Source organism: Neobacillus sp. PS3-34 (assembly GCF_030915465.1).
Taxonomy (GTDB): Bacteria; Bacillota; Bacilli; order Bacillales; family Cytobacillaceae; genus Neobacillus_A.
In genome coordinates this window covers 673,345-690,955 of the sequence record NZ_CP133267.1, presented here as the reverse complement: position 1 = coordinate 690,955, position 17,611 = coordinate 673,345, and the positions used below count along the sequence as shown (strand labels likewise).

Below are 17,611 nucleotides of genomic sequence, written 5' to 3'. Positions count from 1 at the left end.
GTGGGTTTAATGCCTGAAATTCCTGAAATAATTGATAATAGGAACACTTTATTAAAGGATACAATAAATAATTTAATAAAATATGCTAATAAGGTAGAAATAGCTAGTGGCTATTTCTACCTTAATGGTTTTAATTTGATTAAAGAAAATATTAATCAAGACTGCCAAATTAATATTATTATTGGAAATGAAACTAATTCATTTACTGCTCATGAAATATCAAAGGGTTATGAATTAAAAAAAGGATTTATTCTTAGTTCCATGGAGAAAGACATATCTTACCTTGATGAAGACCAGAAGCATAGAGTATATGAATTATCTGAACTAATTCGTGATGGTAAAATCAATTTTAAAATATATGTTAAGGATAAATTTCACTCGAAAGCGTATATTTTTGATGTCTCTTTTAATGGAATAATTAATCAACAATATGCAATAGTTGGTTCAAGTAATTTTTCAATGAGTGGATTAGGAGATATTGATTCAAGAGTAATAAATACTGAATTAAATGCAGTATTACATCAACCTTCTGCCATAAAGGAAGTCAAGAAATGGTTTAGTGAAATATGGGAAGAATCAGAGGATTTTAATGAACAATTATTAAGTATTATTGACAATAATATTGAAGTTGAAAAACTAAACTACTCCCCTTTTGACATATTGCTTAAAACCCTCTTTGAATATTTAAAAGAGGACAAAATTTTCGAGGAAATCCAAGCTCTTAAACTGGATGATTTAACAGAATTTCAAGCATTTGCAGTAAAAAAAGCTATTCAAATTTTAGAAAAATATAAAGGTGTAATAATCGCAGATAGTGTTGGATTAGGAAAAACTTATGTAGCAAAGGGGCTCTTAAGATACTTTACAATGCAAGAATTGAAAACTTTGATTATTTGCCCTGCTTCATTACGATCTATGTGGGAATACCAGGCTGAAGAGCTAAACATAAATATTGAACTAATCACTCAAGAAAGTATTGGAAGATATGGAATTTACGAAGAAAAATTACAGAATGTTGACATTATAATAATCGATGAAGCTCATAACTTCCGAAATGAAGCTGCCAATAGACACAAAGAGTTAATTAAAGTAACAATGGGTAAAAAGGTTATTCAATTAACTGCAACCCCTGTTAACAATTCAATTTTTGATTTATATAATATCCTTACATTATTTTTGAAAGATGATGATTTTAAAAACAAATATGGAATTGTAAAACTTAGGGATATTTTTAATAACTACGAAGATAAAAAGGATGATGTTGCAAATATTCTCAATGAAGTAATGATTAGAAGAAGTAGAACTTTTATTAGAAAAAAATATGGGAATAAAGAAAAAAAATTACTTGTAAATGACAAGGAAATAAAATTCCCTTCAAGACACTTAAAGAAAATAAGTTATAGTATCTCGGATTTATACGGTGAAAATATTTTCAATGAAATAGCCAGTATCATTGAAAACCTTCACTTACCTATTATTTCAGAAGATTCACTTACCGAAGGACAGCAGTTTTATAATAAGGCACTTGTAAAAACTATGTTATTAAAAAGGTTTGAAAGCTCTGTTGAAGCATTCAGATATTCAATATTAAAACAAATTAGGTATTGTGATTTACTTCTATCTTCTATTAAGGAAGGATATCTAATTACAAAAAAAGAAGTAATGGAAGATTTGGATTCAGACAGTTTTGATATTTCAGATTTTGTTACAAAGATTAAAATAACTGATTATCAAGGAGATATTGAAGGTTTAATTGAGCAAGTAAAAATAGATAAAGTAAACCTATCTAACATTATTTCACTTATTGCAGACATAGATTATGAAAAGGATGTAAAACTTCAAACATTAATTAATCATATAAGGTTAAATCACAGAAAAAATAAAAATAACAAGCTACTCATTTTTACGCAATTTAAGGATACTGCTCGTTATATTTATAAGCATATCTTAGACAATAATTTTGGGATTGTCAGTGAAATTGATAGTAAAAATAATCAAAATAATAGGAAAGAAAAAGTTGTTGCACAATTTGCTCCAAATTCAAATCCCGATTTCTTTAATCCCGATAAGCCAGAAATAGATATATTAATTTCAACTGATATTTTATCTGAAGGTCAAAATCTTCAAGACTGTAATACCATAATCAATTATGATTTAACTTGGAACCCTGTTCGAATCATACAAAGAGAAGGACGCATAGATCGTATTACCACAAACCATGACAATATTTATATTTTCAATTTTATCCCCGATGACAAATTAGATTCTATTTTAAGATTAACTAAGAGACTAGCTGAAAAAATAAAGTATATAAATGAAACCATAGGAAACGAAAGTAGAATAATATCAGATGATGAAATATTAATTGATAAGGTCTTTAATGAAAAGGATTATGACCAAATTCAAAAGGTAAATGATGAAGATCAAACTTTATTAGATGAATTGGAGGAGCAAAGAGACAATATCATTCCATCAGAAGAATATATTTATGAAGATTATAAAGAATTATTATATAATAACGAAACAAATATGGAATATGTGTCAAGGTTACCAGACGGAATTTACTCTATTCGTAAATCAGAAACAAATAAAGGGGTATTTATGTATTACAAAGTTGCCTCTGAGAGCTACTGGTTATTTTATGAAATAAACAATAATGAATTAAAGACCAGTAAGGCTGAAATATATAAGTTAATTTCAACTGGTAATTATTTGGATTCCAAACCAATTAAAAGAACGATTAATTTTAATGTGGATGTTATTCTTGAACTAGGAAAGAAATATGTTACTGACCAGTTAAACAACATTGCCCAAGTTCAAGTAACATCATCAGAAATTGACAAAGTTCAAAAAGATATTGCGGAAAGATTAGAGAAAATTTTTGCAAAAACAAAGTTTAGAAGTAGAATAACCATTGAACAAAGAAAAATAAGAAAAAAATTAAAAAGACCACTTCATAAAGGGACTATTAGTAAATTAAGAACAATTGACTTTTCTTCATTATCTGATGAGGAACTGGTCAATAAACTAGATGAGATTTTAGAATATATTGATCTTGAGGAAAGTAATGTAAATATAAATGATGACTACGAAGTCAGATTGATAAGTTATGAAATATTCATCTAAAAAAAGGTGTCCCATAAATTTTATTAAGCCGTTCTCTTTTGGAGTACCCGCATAGGAAAAAGCATATATAAAAACAAGTATAAAAGCAGTGGGTTTCGCATTAGAAATCGCACTGCTTTTAATATTTATTAAAAGGAAAATATGTTAATATTATTGCAACACATTCTTAAACTAACGAAGCAGTTTAGTTTAACAAGAAAATGGGAAAATGTGCTATCATTTTTATAGAGGAAATTGATATATGAAGTGGGTGTTATTCCAAGAGAGACACAGGGACGGTTCTCGTGTCGCTCACAAAGTGAAATTATGTAAAAACAGAGGGGCGGCAGTACCGTCCCTCTGTACTTTCCTAAAAATCAGAGAGTTCTATAGCCATTCATTTCCTTAAGGTGTGATTAAACACTCTTTGCTCTTGTCATAAGTAATATATAATTGATGCAGCGCTCTGCTCGTTGCAACATATGCCAATTTGCGGTCAAAGTCTGAAAAACTATAATCGTGGAAAGACACAATGACAACTGCTTCAAACTCCAAACCTTTTACTGCGGTTGGTGTTGTAATAATAACTTTGGCATTTGAAGGCAACTCTGCTGTAGTTTGGATAGCTACAGTGAAATATGGATCTATCATATAATGATAGGATTCGAGCATTGACTCATCTTTTACGACCACTGCTACAGATTCGAAGTTATGCGTATAAATTGCTTCTTCAAGGACCGCAATTAGAATTTTTTCCTCAACTTCTCCAGTGGTCTCTATCCATTTAACTTCCGCCCCATCACGGAATGTCTCCGTAGAAAGCTTATATTTTCCAGATGCAAAAGGCTCAATAATTGTATTGCTGACTTCCACTATTTGTGAAGTTGAACGATATGTCCCTGATAGTTCATGGTAAAATGGTTTGCCAATTAGATCATCAAGCGAATGCCAGTCTTCCAATGAGCTTGCCGGGTTCAGGTTTTGTCCCAAGTCTCCAATTAACATTAATCCATTTTTTTGCGTCAATGCATTCAGTTCTACAATTTCATAAGGCATGTAGTCTTGTGCTTCATCAATGATCAAATAGGATAACTTATGTTCTTTGGATAGGCCTTGCAGAATCCGTACTATATGTAATAGCGCAGGAAGATCCTCATAATAAAGATCTTGGGATTGATATTCATCTGGCAACAGGCCATGTGATTTAGCAACTCGTATCGCTTCATCAAATGAATCAAAATAATCGAATTCAAGGTGTTTTTTTACATATACCTTTATAATGTTCTGATCGGCGGTTGATAAAGAGTGCTTTTTTTCAAATGCGTAACCACCATAACTATTAGTAAATGTGTACTCGAGCTCATAACGGTTTTTTAACGCTGCTGAAATTTCTTTATAGTAGGCTCTCTCCATCCTCAAAAGACTCTCTGCTTGCAACATCTCATGGAGCAGGGCTTTTCGTGCTGAGAAAAAAGCTTTCTTTTCCATGGCTAATTGCTGTAAAACTCGTTCTTGTTCATCTTTAAGTTTTTGCTGGATGATAGGTGTTTCTATTAGGATGTCTATATTAAACACTTCAACAGGCTGTTCTGCAATCAACTCTAAAATGAATGCTTCTTTTGCTCTGCGTACTTCATTCCGCAACTGGTGATGCCATGCTTGTTCAATTACTTTGTTTTCTATAAAATCAGGATTCAATTGTCTTAGCTGATTAAGGTGATGCTCCATTATTAATTTGATCTCTCTATGAATCGCTGAGATAAATTGCTGACGGCTTATGTCAGCTTGCTTTTTACTTGCCGAAGAACGTGTAGCCTTATGAATATTTGCATTTTCTACCCACCGTTCACCTAATGCAGATATGTCCGGGGTGATAAAATCTTCCTGATATAACGATAGACTTATCAACTCATTTTGTTCTATAGACTTTGCCTTTTCTTTGACCCAACTCTCGATTTGTTCTTGCACGTCATTTTTAGCTTGTAATTCATGCTGAAAACTGTTTAAGAAAAAGTTAAAGTACAGATTTTCACGATCTTTTAATGTAAGTTGTTGATATTTTTCCATATTCCGCAGGATCGGCAAAACAGGGATAGATAATGAGTTAATGGTAAAAGCTTTTGCCCAAATCCGAAGGTCATTCATCATATTTATGGTTGTTCTCTGGACTATGTCCCTAAACTCCAGGGAGCCCTTTGTTTTGATGATCTCCATTTCCAGTGCTTTGTGACGTTTCACTTTTGAAGGGGAAACCATTAAAATGCTACATGCTAGTTCTAAAAAAGTTATTTGTTTTACCCCGAAATCCCCTAATGTTGGCAATACATTCTGAATATGTTTTAAAAATGCTTCGTTGGCCCTAATATTGCAACCCTATCAGGTTTCAAATTTTGATACCTGTATAGAAGGTAGCTTAATCGGTGAAGTGCAATTGCTGATTTCCCGCTCCCAGCTAAACCCTGTATAATAACAGGCTGGTTCATTGGCAAGCGAATAAGTTCATATTGCTCTCGTTGTAAGGTTGCAACGATCGATTGCATGTCTAATCCGCGCTTATTCGCCAGTGCAGATACTAATCCTTCATCTTTTAAATATTGGTTTGTTGCGGTCATTGGTGGATGAATGGCTGTAATGCTGCCCTTTTGGATATCAATTTGCCGAATGTAATCTACTATTGTATCCCCCAACGTTTTGTGGGCAATAGGCTGACCAACTATTCGCATAAAGTATAGGGATGCAGCTTCTGCCTTCCATGAAGTGACAGAATCATCCAACCCTTGTTCCCCGAGGTACATCGTTTTCGGTCCCGATTCTGTTACATAATCCACGCGACCAATATAAGGCCGGTCCTTCATTTGCTCAAACCGACGATTACTCTCATATGTCCTTTTCCGCATAATACCCTCAACATATGCTGTCGCATAGTCAATCTCATAAGTAGAGTTAAATTTCATCTGCGGGATATTTTGTATATACTTATTTATTTTTTTTATGACACGTCTTAAATATTCACGTTCGGATTCATCTGCGCGTGGCAAGAATGATGATAAATCATAATTAGGAAATGGAGAAGATGCATCTTCTCCGATTTTCGGAACTGTTTTAATAAGCACCTCTGATATTGCATGCTCTACTTCCGCCTCATCAATTTCTCTCTCGACAAGAAGTTCAATTTCTTCTGAAACATCTTCTGCATCACTATGATTAAATATCGGAAGGTCCAGTTCTTCTTCCATGACTAGTTCTGTATGAGGTGTACCCTGAGAAAAATGGATTTCTTCTTCCTTGCTATTTGCTTTTTTATCTTCTTCAGCGGGAAAGGAGTCATATTCCACAATTTTTTGTTCCTGTAATATTAAGGTTTGTTTCATATACTCCATTTCTTCGTGTAGCTGCAAAAGCTGTAAATCCAAAGCTTCATTTTCTTTAACTTGTTGTTCAAATCTTTTATTTATATCATTGTGAGAAGCATGTATTGCATCATATTTATTTCTTAAGACATCATATTCAATGGAATTCTCGATTGCTTTTTGTGCTTCTGTCTGTTTAAGTTGCCAGAGTAGGGTATTAATTTGGTCTTCATATTCCCTAACCTTACTATTAACCTGTTCGATTTCCTTAGTCACCGTTTGCACTTCTTGCTTTAAATCCAAGTTGTCTTTCTTTAGTTGCTCGTATGCTTTTTTTGAAACCGATCCTTGATCAATTTGTTTAAGTCGTATAGCTAACTGTTGGATAAGATTGTTTTTATATTCATAGTCAGCTAGAGATGGACGCTTTGCAAGTTCCATATTTTCTTCTTCAAGTCTTTGATTATGCAACTTTATTTGAGATAATTCATGTTGCAGTTTTTCTATTTGCTGTTCAAGTTTCAATATTAAGGAACTATCTAATGCCCCCAATGGATTTTGGTTGGCTGGGTCCATGGGATTTTCTTTTTTTGTTAATAAAAGATCAAATAAATTCATTATTGCACCTACTTGTATTCTTCATTCTGAAGATGATTAGGTTCATTTTTCGTTAATAAATGTCCTATATATACGTTTATCGGTATATTTTGGGTTATCTTTTACAGTTACTAGTAAACTATCTCCAAAAAAGATTTAATTTAAGTCAAGTGTTCTCACATATTTTTGACTAAAATTCATAACTTAACAATGTTATGGAATCCGCGACGCTAATCTCATAACTGATCACTAAGCCGCCATAAACTTCAGATCCCAAACTACCCTTTCAGCCTTTTACCTTTAGCGGGATTCTGAATAAGAAATTCCATAAACGTTATTTTGAAGAGTTTTATGACATTCAAGTTGAAAATGGTAGACCCTTTTGTAAAACTCTTCAAGTCGGCCTATTTTTTTATTTTTTTACCACAAATGTTGAACAAATGTATTTATAATAGAAATATATTCCAATATATTAACCCGATTTACGATAACGGCAGTACTATATGATAGAAGTTTAGGAGGAAAGGTCTAATGTTTCTGAGTGATAAAGATAATAAAGTAAAACAGCAAACAAACTATGTCCAACATTTTTCAACAAGAATTCCTTGGAAGGATAACGACTATACCGGGAGAATTGACAATAATCCTAGGTATAATGTAGCTGCTCAAGTAATCCCCAACATTGCATCCACACGGGACTTGGAGTTTGAGGAAACGAATAAAGGTAAAAGGTACGAACAAATAGGGTCAGTAAGAATGCAAAACTGGATTACAGAGAATGCTGCGTTCATGAGTCATACCAAGCTCGAACTTAAAATGAACCATCCATATAAAAACGGAAAAAATCCGAAGTTCCAGCATTTCGTAGAAACAACTTTTGAGATGGACCCCTATTCATTCTTATTGCGACCTTTTTCATGGACACTAAAGGATAATGCAAATGAGAAACAAAACTATTACAACTTTTATTTTGACTTAGAAAAAACAGAACAAATGCTGAATTGGTCAAGTTCGTGGGTATCGCATGGAGAATCTCAAAAAGCGATCTTTGATTATTTCTTTTCCGGAATTAATCCGCACAATTCATTGATATTTCCATATTACAAGCAAGTTCCCTTTATCGAAGATAATCGCCGAGTAATTGCAGGGGTAGGAAATATAGTATCTAATGTAGAAATTCGTGAGTATGAGTCTGATGGAAGTAGTGACGAAAAAAACTATATCTGGGAGACAAATACAGCTCATTCAATAAGAGTTGATGGTAAAGATGGCTTTTTAATGCCATATCTAGAAATTTCTGAGTATGTAAAAAAGCATTCTGATATTGATGTATCGAGTGTCACATTATTTGAACCGGCAGGTTTTAGATCGGAATTTTCATATGCGGCTGAATGGGTCAGCTACGATGCGGCTATTGATGTGCTAAATCAAGCGAAAATGGCATTGAAAAATATAGCTAAACTTAAGTTAAAAGAAGCCAATCATGAATGGGTTAATGTTCAACTTGAATATGTTGATAATCAATTAAAAAGCGTTTGGAATCAACGTGGTATTTTCCCAGGATTAGGTTCGATTTTATCAGCTTTCGGGGTTAGATATGGTTTCGATGTTGCACAGAACGTTGATACTTCTGAAAACGACTTGATTACTGAATTGAAGTTATTTTTTTCAGGAGACAAAGAAATTGGTAACGAGAAACTGGATGACAGCTTAGCAGACAAAGAGGATGAGTTTTTTGGTTTACTAAGAGATGAAAACAAAACTCGATACTTCGAACTTTTGTCTCGATTAAATCTTTCTATTGAACAAGCTATTTTTGCATGGGGTAACCTGAAAAATTGTGCAGCTGAAATTGTTGAAAACCCATACCTATTATTCGAAATTACACGAAAAGAAAAGGAAGAACATCAAGTTACTATTTCTCAAATTGACAATGCTATGTTTGTGAATCCGTTGGTGGAAAATAGGTATCCTCTAAATAAACCAACCAAAATGAGGACTGAAAGTGATAAACGCCGATTCAGGGCTATGGTGATATTTGTTTTAGACCAAGCCGCAAATCAAGGCCATACTTTACTCAGCTATGATCGAATTGTGGAGGAAATTAACAAATTACCATTAGATCAAAGAACGGATTTTCAAACAGAAAAGATTGAAGGTGTACTAGAGTTCTTGCAGGAAGGTAATTTGCATGTGGATGTGGAAAATACCTACATCAAACTGAAAGAATATCAAGCTTATAAACAATTGGTAGTCGATATAGTAAATAGCCGTTTAGGAACTAGTTTATCAAGTGAACAAAACTGGAGAAAAATTATTGACGACCAATTTGGAGAACTTCAAAAAAATAATGAAGAAAACGATGAACTGGCTCGTGATGAAAAGGTGACAGCATTAAGGATTCTCGACTCATCTAAGATATCTGTACTATTGGGAAGAGCTGGGACGGGTAAAACATCAGCATTGGGAATTTTTGCTTCTTCAAAAGAAATTAAGGCCGGTGGAGTATTAGCATTGACTCCTACTGGGAAGGCAAGAGTTCAACTTGAAAATTCATTTAAGAAGAATAGTGTTGAGGCTGAGTTTATGACTGTGGCACAATTTTTAATTCGTTCTAAAGGGTTCAGTTGGAACACAATGGCTTATAAGATGCCAAGCCAACCTAGTACGAGTATTGCTAAAACTGTTATTATCGATGAAAGTTCGATGCTGACTGAAGATATGTTTGCTGGCATACTAAAACTTGTTGATTCTCATGCAGAGAGAATTATCTTTATAGGAGATCCCAATCAATTACCACCTATAGGAGCAGGGCGCCCATTTGTCGATTTGATAAATTATTTAGAGATTGAACATCCTGATAAAGTCGCAGCGTTAAAAACTGAGATGAGACAGGGTTCAGGTGGTGATGATTTATCATTTGCTCAAATATTCTCTAATTCGCATTCGGTCGATAAAGATGTAATTTACCGTATTCAAAATAATGAACCAGATGAACGTCTTAAATATATTCAATACACTGATTTAGATGAGTTAGAAAAAGTGTTCTTTGAAGAATTAGTGGAAATTGCAAGTATGACAACTGAAGATGATATTGATGGATTCAATAAAAGTTTAGGCGCTGAGAAAAACGGTAAATATATAAATTATAATACCGGAAAGCATATTGAAGACTGGCAAGTTCTATCTCCTACAAGATTTATGGGTATGGGAAGTTATCATTTAAACAACCAAATTCATCAAAAATATCGACAAAAAACAGTTGAAAATTGGCAAACATGGGAATGGAAAAATAAATATAAACCTCAATCTGTTCAAAATATTGTCTTAGGTGACAAAGTTATTTCGAATAGAAATGAAATTAGAGAAGCCTGGGATAAGACAGAAGAATATATAGCAAACGGTGAACTTGGAATATTAAGCAGAGCTCAAAAAAACGGATCTTATCCTGCTTCATATAGCTTCCGTTTCTGCTCATTTGAAGGAAAATTATTTTCGTATACAAAATCGGATTTTGGTGGAGAAAACAGTGACCCTAAATTAGAACTTGCATATGCTCTTACTGTTCATAAGTCACAGGGTTCTGGTTTTGGCAAAACCATAGTAGTCATAAACGGTAAAAGTTCATTTGTTACAAAAGAACTTTTGTATACAGCATTTTCTCGTCAAAGAGAAAAACTAATTGTAATAAGTGATTTGTCAATTCAAGAATTAGTTCAGTATGCGAATGACTGGTATTCGGATACCAAACAACGATATACTGACTTATTTGAAGTTCCAAACATCATTGAGATAGAGTTTGATAAACAAAAAAGGTACTTTGAAGAAAAATTGATCCATAAAACGATTCGTGGTGAAATGGTAAGATCCAAGTCCGAAGTAATTGTGGCAAACATTCTCGATAAGATGAAAATTGAGTATTCCTATGAAGAACCATTAGAGGTTAGTGGTAAAACCTATATTCCCGATTTTACTCTACGCTACCAAGGCAAAACTGCCTATTTAGAGCACCTTGGAATGCTAAGGAATAAATCATATAAAAAGCATTGGGGCGAGAAAAGAGCAAATTATGAAAGTGTGGGAATTTCAGAAACTCTTGGAAATTTGATAATTACAGAGGATGGATTAGATGGAAGTTTGGATGCAACATTAATAGAGAGAAAAATTCAAACATGGATAAAAAATAGTTGATTTACTCCCATCAACCAACATACAAAATTAGATAACTCGCTATGTTCCCTCATACCTGTTATCTAATTCATCAACTCGAGCCATGTGGAGTGTGTCTCGCTGCTAGAATTGACAAAATAATAGAAGATAACTTGAAAGAGCTCATTTTTTTAACATGGGCTCTTTTTGTTTAGTCCTATGATTAGTTCAAATAAGGCCAGAGGAGTACTTTTGATATTACACAGTAGACTAAATAGTGTGTAGCAAAAATCCTCATTATCAATTTTTACTATGTAAAATTTATTAACAAACAAGAACCCCAATAGTACAACTCTGCAAGAGTATTTATTGTCAAATTAAAGAAATCAACAGCGCAAAAAAAGACTGTTGGTTGGGGAAATAACAATATAAAAGTTACCTAAAAAGTGGCGAAGAAAAAAGGCGAACTATTGGTAGTCGCCATTAAACTTGGTGCAATAGAGGACAGTAACTTATCCCTTTTCACTATTATTCAATTACCAGCATGACCTTAAATTGCTCTATCTACAACCCTTTCATATTTATCAAGGGAAATACTAATAGTATTGCCTATTCTGTCCCCAGTATAATAACCATTTTTATTTATATGTAGCGTTAATATAAACTGAAATGATCCATTTAGATTTTTGGTATTAATGTATTCGTTAACACTACTAATTATGCTTTCGTCGAAATCTAAATCCAGTGCTTTAAAATATCTGTCAACAAATTGCAGAGATAGTGGCAAACTAAAGTTATAAAGACTCAAGTTCTTCTTTTCTAAAGTTGAACAAATCTTTGCAGGGAGTGTTACCATTTTAGTCTTCATATCAAGTGGAATATGAAAATTGTTATTATCTTCATAGTCATATAATAACAACTTAGAAAGTGGGAGGTTGTCTGTAATTCTCTCAAGTTGTTCAAACTTAATCGCGCTAAATGTATCAACCGCCTCATACCTTCTCTTAGCTTCTAAAGTAGACACTCCAATCAAGCAATGGTCATTTTCATCATCTTTATAATGTACAATAACTAGTATATCTCCTAATTTGTTTTCTATTGTACCTGTAGCTTTATAACTTTGCCAATCTATTCTTAAAATGTTGTCACCTTCTAATTCAAGTTCAAGTGAATGGAACTCTTTTTCTAGTCTTTTAAGGAGGCTATTTGTTATTGAATCTTCTTGCCAATATCTTGGATAGGAATCTTGAATTTCCTGATAAATAATTTTTTCAAATTTAATAATAAATTCATTATAATCCATAAGTCACAACCCTAATATAAAATGTGCCACTTTAAATTATATAATAAAAGGCTAGTACAATAAATAAGCTATTTAAAGCGTGATTTTAGATAGTGAAATCTAAAAGATTGCCTAATATTATATTTGAATGCACTATGTAAGAGAAAAATAAAACAAAATCACTTGCTGCGTAGTACAACGATACTATTCAATAAAAAAAGGGTATTCATCAATTAGATGCAATTAATGAGATAAAAAGTCTAGTTCCTTGCTAAAAATGCAGAGGCACTAGACTTTTTTATATTCAATATCTATATGTTGTAAATTATCATTTTGCTAACTTTATTGGGAAAGTGGTTGGCGTTTATATTTAGTGGTAAATCTCGTGACAACCACCGGTAAAATGCATGGCATAAGTGGTACATTCTTATGGCCGTAATCAGGGTATTTCAAATTTAACAAAATATGAACCTCTCAATGGGGGAATAGCAGATCCAGTGGAGTTTATTAGGTTTTTAAGGGCTTATGAGCTTTTATTAACAAGCATCGTCTTTTTACCCCTCTACTATATAATAAGGATATTTTTAGTGTTTTTCGGTTGAATTGTAGTTGTGTTAATAATTACCAGCCGTGCAATTTGAATTTAATAAGAGACATAAAGCTAAAAAAATTGAGCTTTAACTTTTCATGAATACAGCTAGATACAGATGGTTTTCTTTATTCAGGGAGAAGAATTTAAAAAAATATTGGAAAAATATGATAAAGTTAGTATTCTTAATTAAAAGGGATAAAAAATGGAAAATTAGGAACAGCAAATACTGAGATGTGAAAAGAGTGGATTATATGGATTGTTTTGAGAGATTGGGTAATGAAACAATTGTGGGTCTTATTTCAAAAGCACAATTCCAAGTTATATATGCAGGACCAGCAATTGATAAAAACATTGCCAATCATATTGTTCAATTTGCCCGGAGAACATCTATTAATCAAGTGGCAGCCATATTAGATTTAGATGCAGAAGTTTACAGAGAGGGATATGGAGAGCCTGCGGCACTCGATATTTTGGAAAAAGACAATATAAGGATTAAAGATGAGCCAGGATTAAGAATTGGTATATTAATAATTGACGATAATGGGTGGATATTTACTCCTAAATCTAAAATTATATATGAAAGCATAAATAGCCAACAAAAAAACTCAGTATTTCAAAAATTACAGAATAGTGTTCTATCTGGGTATGCTATAGTGCCGATTGGGCAAGGGCAAATAAGCATGTTACTTACTGAGGAAGATGATAGTATGCTAGAAGCAGCTGTTGCAGCGGAAGAATCAATAAGCAAACAAAAAATTGACCAATTAAAAAAAGATTTAAAAGAGAAGCCGGCGCCCGATTTTGAATTTCATCGTTTACTTTCTGATTACAGAAACTTAATCAAGTTTGTTGAAATTACATTTAAGGGAGCTCGCTTAGAGCAAACAACCATTAAAATTCCAAGTGATTTGTTAAATGTAACAAAGAAAAAAGAATTTGAAGAAAAAATGAAGGCCACTTATCAATTATTTAATAAAGACTTTTCAGAATTCACAAAACCATTAAAAGATCAAGTAGAAGAATTAAGAACAAAGTACACTCAAGGTCTTTCAAAAAAGTATGGTAGAGTTTTGCTTGTAAAGCAACAGGAGGAGTTTGAGAAGGACATCCAGTCCATTACAAGCAAGATTGAACAGTACAAACAGGATTTGGGAAAACAAATAGATCAACAGATTCAAAGAACCAAAAATGAACTAATAAATTACTTTGCTCCAGTATTAATGCAAAATCCACCTGAACAATTAAGGCAAGAAAATAATATACCTTTAGAGGATTCGGAAGTAAAAAGGTATATTGCTTGGCTACTTGAAAAAGAATTTCCGGGATCTGAACAAATTATCAAGCGTGTTGAGTTTCATAGTGTCTATAAAGGCGTTACAGAAGAAATTTTAAAGGACGAACAATTCCTTCATGAGTTAAAAAAAGCTTTTAAAGATGAGTATATAAAGTGGCCAGATGAAATTCAGAAGCAAGAAGAGTTTTACTTTTAGAGACCATTAGAAACTACCTTACCTTTTAAAGGCCATAATTAGCCATTTTTTTTTACTTTCATAGGTGAAGCAGCAATAAAAAAATATCTAGTGCATAAATAGTAAAATCCGAAATATTAAAAAGTACGGAGAAGAAAACAGGGAGGAATATTCAATGCTGCTAACTGCTAATAAAAATGCTTATGAAGTTGCTAAAGAGGTACATAAAATAATTAATTATCACTAGCGTTGCATTAAATTAAATTGGAATCGTCAAGAAAAAATATTATCAATCATTTTCCATTTTAGGGATATCATAGTCTTCTTTGGACATAAAAAAATCCTTATAATTAGATGGAAGGTTTAAGTCCTGTCCAAATCCTAATTATAAGGAGATCCCATGGACAAGAATAGCACAAAAACCGTATTTAAGAAATACCTTCATCCAATGGATGGAGATATATTATCTAAAATGGCCAGCTCATCTAGGTCTAGATAAATATGTAAAAAAGCTGGATACTTTAACATTTGTGAAGCTTTTTATTTACGCGCAAATTCAACAGACTTCCAGTCTGACTAATATAAGTTTTGAACTTAGGCATAATCCCTCTTTACAAAAAGAGTTGGATTTAAAAACAATCAGTACCTCACAATTATCGAGGAAACTGAGGGACATTCCACCTGCCATTTTGCAGGCAGCCCTAAACCATCTTATTCAAAAGATTCGTCAAACCTTTGGTTCAAAAGAAGCAAATAAGATGCTGGATAAGCTTCATCTCATTGATTCATCGACTCTTACTCTTTGCCTCAACCAGTACCCGTGGGCTCCTAAAAACAGCTATACATCAGGCATCAAGATGCATACACGAGTGGTCTATCATGATGGGGAAACATATCCCGATAAAATCATGATTACGCCAGCACGACCATCTGACCTTTCACAACTTGATTCTCTTATGGTCAATGAAATCGGTGCGCTGCATGTGTTTGACCGTGGTTATTTCGATTTTAAAAAATTTGAAGACTACTGTGTGAAAGGAATCCGTTTTGTCACGCGAATTAAAGAGAATACCGTCATAAAGGTGGTAGAGGAGGTTCCTGTTCCCAAAAATTCTCCGATTCAGCGAGAAGCGGTAGTCTTTTTAGGGAAAATGAAACACCCCCTACGTTTAATCTAGACGATCGACAGTGAGGGAAAGCGAATTGAAATTATTGTGAATGACGCCAAACTTACCGCAGTGGAAGTAAGTACCCTATACCGAAACCGTTGGAAAATTGAATTGTTTTTTAAATGGATGAAACAGCATACGGTTCTGAAAAAGATTTATGGGAAAAGTGAGAATGCCGTACATAATCAAATCTATCTGGCTATGATTGCCTTCTGCTTAACACTATTGATGAAAAGAAACTTAAAATATATGGCCTCCTTACTGAGCCTAAAAAAGTATATAGTTTCTTACAGTTTAAAAAGCTATTCCTGCTTCTTGAAAGAAATATTCACACCTCCGGAAAGAACAACAAAGGGAAGAAAAAGAAACGAACACGAACGAATATTTCAAGAAACGATGGAACAAGTTGAACGAGGGGAATTAGATATCTATACATTTTAATTTTGATTATGTAAAAAAATGGATAAAAGACACCTTCACTAGATGGCACATTATCCATTTTTTTTTTCCTCGTTTTGAGTTAACTGAATATTAAGTTTTATCAGAAATCGACAGTAATTGGAACTTTTTCCCCTATTGACTTTTTTCACTAATTTTAGTGCAACGCTAGTGATAATATATATATTTTTAGCGCATTTTCGTTAATTAATAAAAATGTAAATAAATACTGATTATTTTTTGAACCTTTATAAAATGTATTGGCTTTATGTTTCCACCGTTAGGAATAGCTTGGATTAATTTGGAATATTGATTGATAGAATTTCTAAAAATTAAAGATTAAAAGGAATTTAACAATTAACATATTTAATGCGATAAAATCTTACCAGCACCCCATGTGTTTCCACATACTTTCCGCACATGTTGGGTCAGTCGTACTCTGGAGAGAAAATAAAAGAAGAAGACCCTTGGAAATGGCTAATTGATAGCATTTTCAAGGGTTGTTTTTACTATATTCCTTTGATTTCATCATCATGCTCTATCTCTTTTAATGTTTTTCCATCTTTAGTTTTCCATTCAGTTAAACCGTTTGCATGACCACCAACAACAAATGCAGCTGCATATGAGGGACTGCGGAAAAGAACATCTTCCTGCAATATTCCGTTTTCATCGATTTGTGCTTTTTGACGGCTTTCTTTGATTCCTGGTGGTATGCTATCAGAATCGATAGTTTCAATGTGGCTGCCTGTGAGCACTACGAATCCTTCGGTTGTTTGTTTGCATTTAGCGTCAATAGTGATTCCACTTTTTCTACTCTTACGCTTCAAGTACAGTAACAACTCATCATTGCTAAAGGTATTTAGAATTTCGCTTTGATTTTTTATCACAGTTAGTTTTTCAAAAATTTTATGCCCGAGTGTACCCATAACGAGTTTCGCATAATCGATGAATTCCTCAAGTTCACTTTCTTTTTCCTCCGTTATGTTTCCTGATGTTGGGTCATTTCCGTTCTTGACAATGTATCGCCTAGCATCCATAGCCATGGCACAGAAACGGTTCTCAAGATAACTTATTTCAGTAGGACCGAAAAAGTTATTTGAGGTTGTAAAAGCTACTGCTTCTGTCCAATAATCTTTATCTGGATTGCGTTTATGTTCATGTAGGCGGTAAAGAATTCCTTCTCCATTTTTTCTCACCCCAGCCTGACCGATATAGACGACATTTCCTCCAGTTTCATCAGACGTACCAAAAAGAAAATATACACCGCTCTGTGATAAATCGTTTCGTCCTTTACATTTATCTAGGTCTGTGCGGGGAATTTTGTAAGCTACTCCTGTCCAGTTGGCAAGAGTACATTTGATACGTCCGTTTGGAGTGCCATCCATCAAGTATAAATTTATACTTTTGCTGCGTATTGGCATAGTTATTCACCTCCTTAGATTGCTGTCCATAAAGACGAC

The 17,611-nt window shown here is 33.3% G+C and carries 7 protein-coding genes and 1 pseudogene; 4 read left to right on the top strand and 4 right to left on the bottom strand.

All coding sequences use genetic code 11. The features are described from left to right. The first annotated feature begins 9 nt into the window (after nucleotides 1–9). Nucleotides 10–3,126, top strand: a complete 3,117-nt coding sequence (locus tag RCG23_RS03440; RefSeq protein ID WP_308178603.1) for a helicase-related protein — start codon at nucleotides 10–12, stop codon at nucleotides 3,124–3,126. A 384-nt stretch (nucleotides 3,127–3,510) separates the two neighbouring features. Here the strand turns inward: RCG23_RS03440 and RCG23_RS03435 are convergent, their stop codons facing one another. Together RCG23_RS03435 and RCG23_RS03430 are read right to left on the bottom strand one after the other, a co-directional pair. Beyond that, nucleotides 3,511–5,427 (bottom strand): helicase domain-containing protein, encoded by a 1,917-nt coding sequence (locus RCG23_RS03435; RefSeq protein WP_308178602.1) that lies wholly within the window; start codon nucleotides 5,425–5,427, stop codon nucleotides 3,511–3,513. A 17-nt stretch (nucleotides 5,428–5,444) separates the two neighbouring features. Beyond that, a complete protein-coding gene (locus RCG23_RS03430) occupies nucleotides 5,445–7,073 on the bottom strand; it encodes a hypothetical protein (RefSeq protein WP_308178601.1) in 1,629 nt (542 codons plus the stop codon). Nucleotides 7,074–7,583: 510 nt separating this feature from the next. Between RCG23_RS03430 and RCG23_RS03425 the strand changes: the two genes are divergently transcribed. Then, nucleotides 7,584–11,243 (top strand): AAA family ATPase, encoded by a 3,660-nt coding sequence (locus RCG23_RS03425; RefSeq protein ID WP_308178600.1) that lies wholly within the window; start codon nucleotides 7,584–7,586, stop codon nucleotides 11,241–11,243. A 508-nt stretch (nucleotides 11,244–11,751) separates the two neighbouring features. On the opposite strand, the gene RCG23_RS03420 is transcribed toward RCG23_RS03425, so the two are convergent. Next, the gene (locus tag RCG23_RS03420; RefSeq protein ID WP_308178599.1) at nucleotides 11,752–12,504 is read right to left on the bottom strand and encodes a hypothetical protein; all 753 of its coding nucleotides are present in this window, start codon (nucleotides 12,502–12,504) and stop codon (nucleotides 11,752–11,754) included. An 822-nt stretch (nucleotides 12,505–13,326) separates the two neighbouring features. Here RCG23_RS03420 and RCG23_RS03415 point away from each other — a divergent pair. Then, nucleotides 13,327–14,565: a hypothetical protein gene (locus RCG23_RS03415; RefSeq protein ID WP_308178598.1), complete on the top strand. Its 1,239-nt coding sequence runs from the start codon at nucleotides 13,327–13,329 to the stop codon at nucleotides 14,563–14,565. Nucleotides 14,566–14,996: 431 nt separating this feature from the next. Next, nucleotides 14,997–16,154, top strand: a pseudogene (locus RCG23_RS03410) (IS4 family transposase). A 506-nt stretch (nucleotides 16,155–16,660) separates the two neighbouring features. Here RCG23_RS03410 and RCG23_RS03405 read toward each other — a convergent pair. Further along, on the bottom strand, nucleotides 16,661–17,572 hold the full coding sequence (locus RCG23_RS03405) for a GIY-YIG nuclease family protein (protein WP_308178597.1): 912 nt from the start codon (nucleotides 17,570–17,572) through the stop codon (nucleotides 16,661–16,663). Nucleotides 17,573–17,611: the final 39 nt, after the last annotated feature.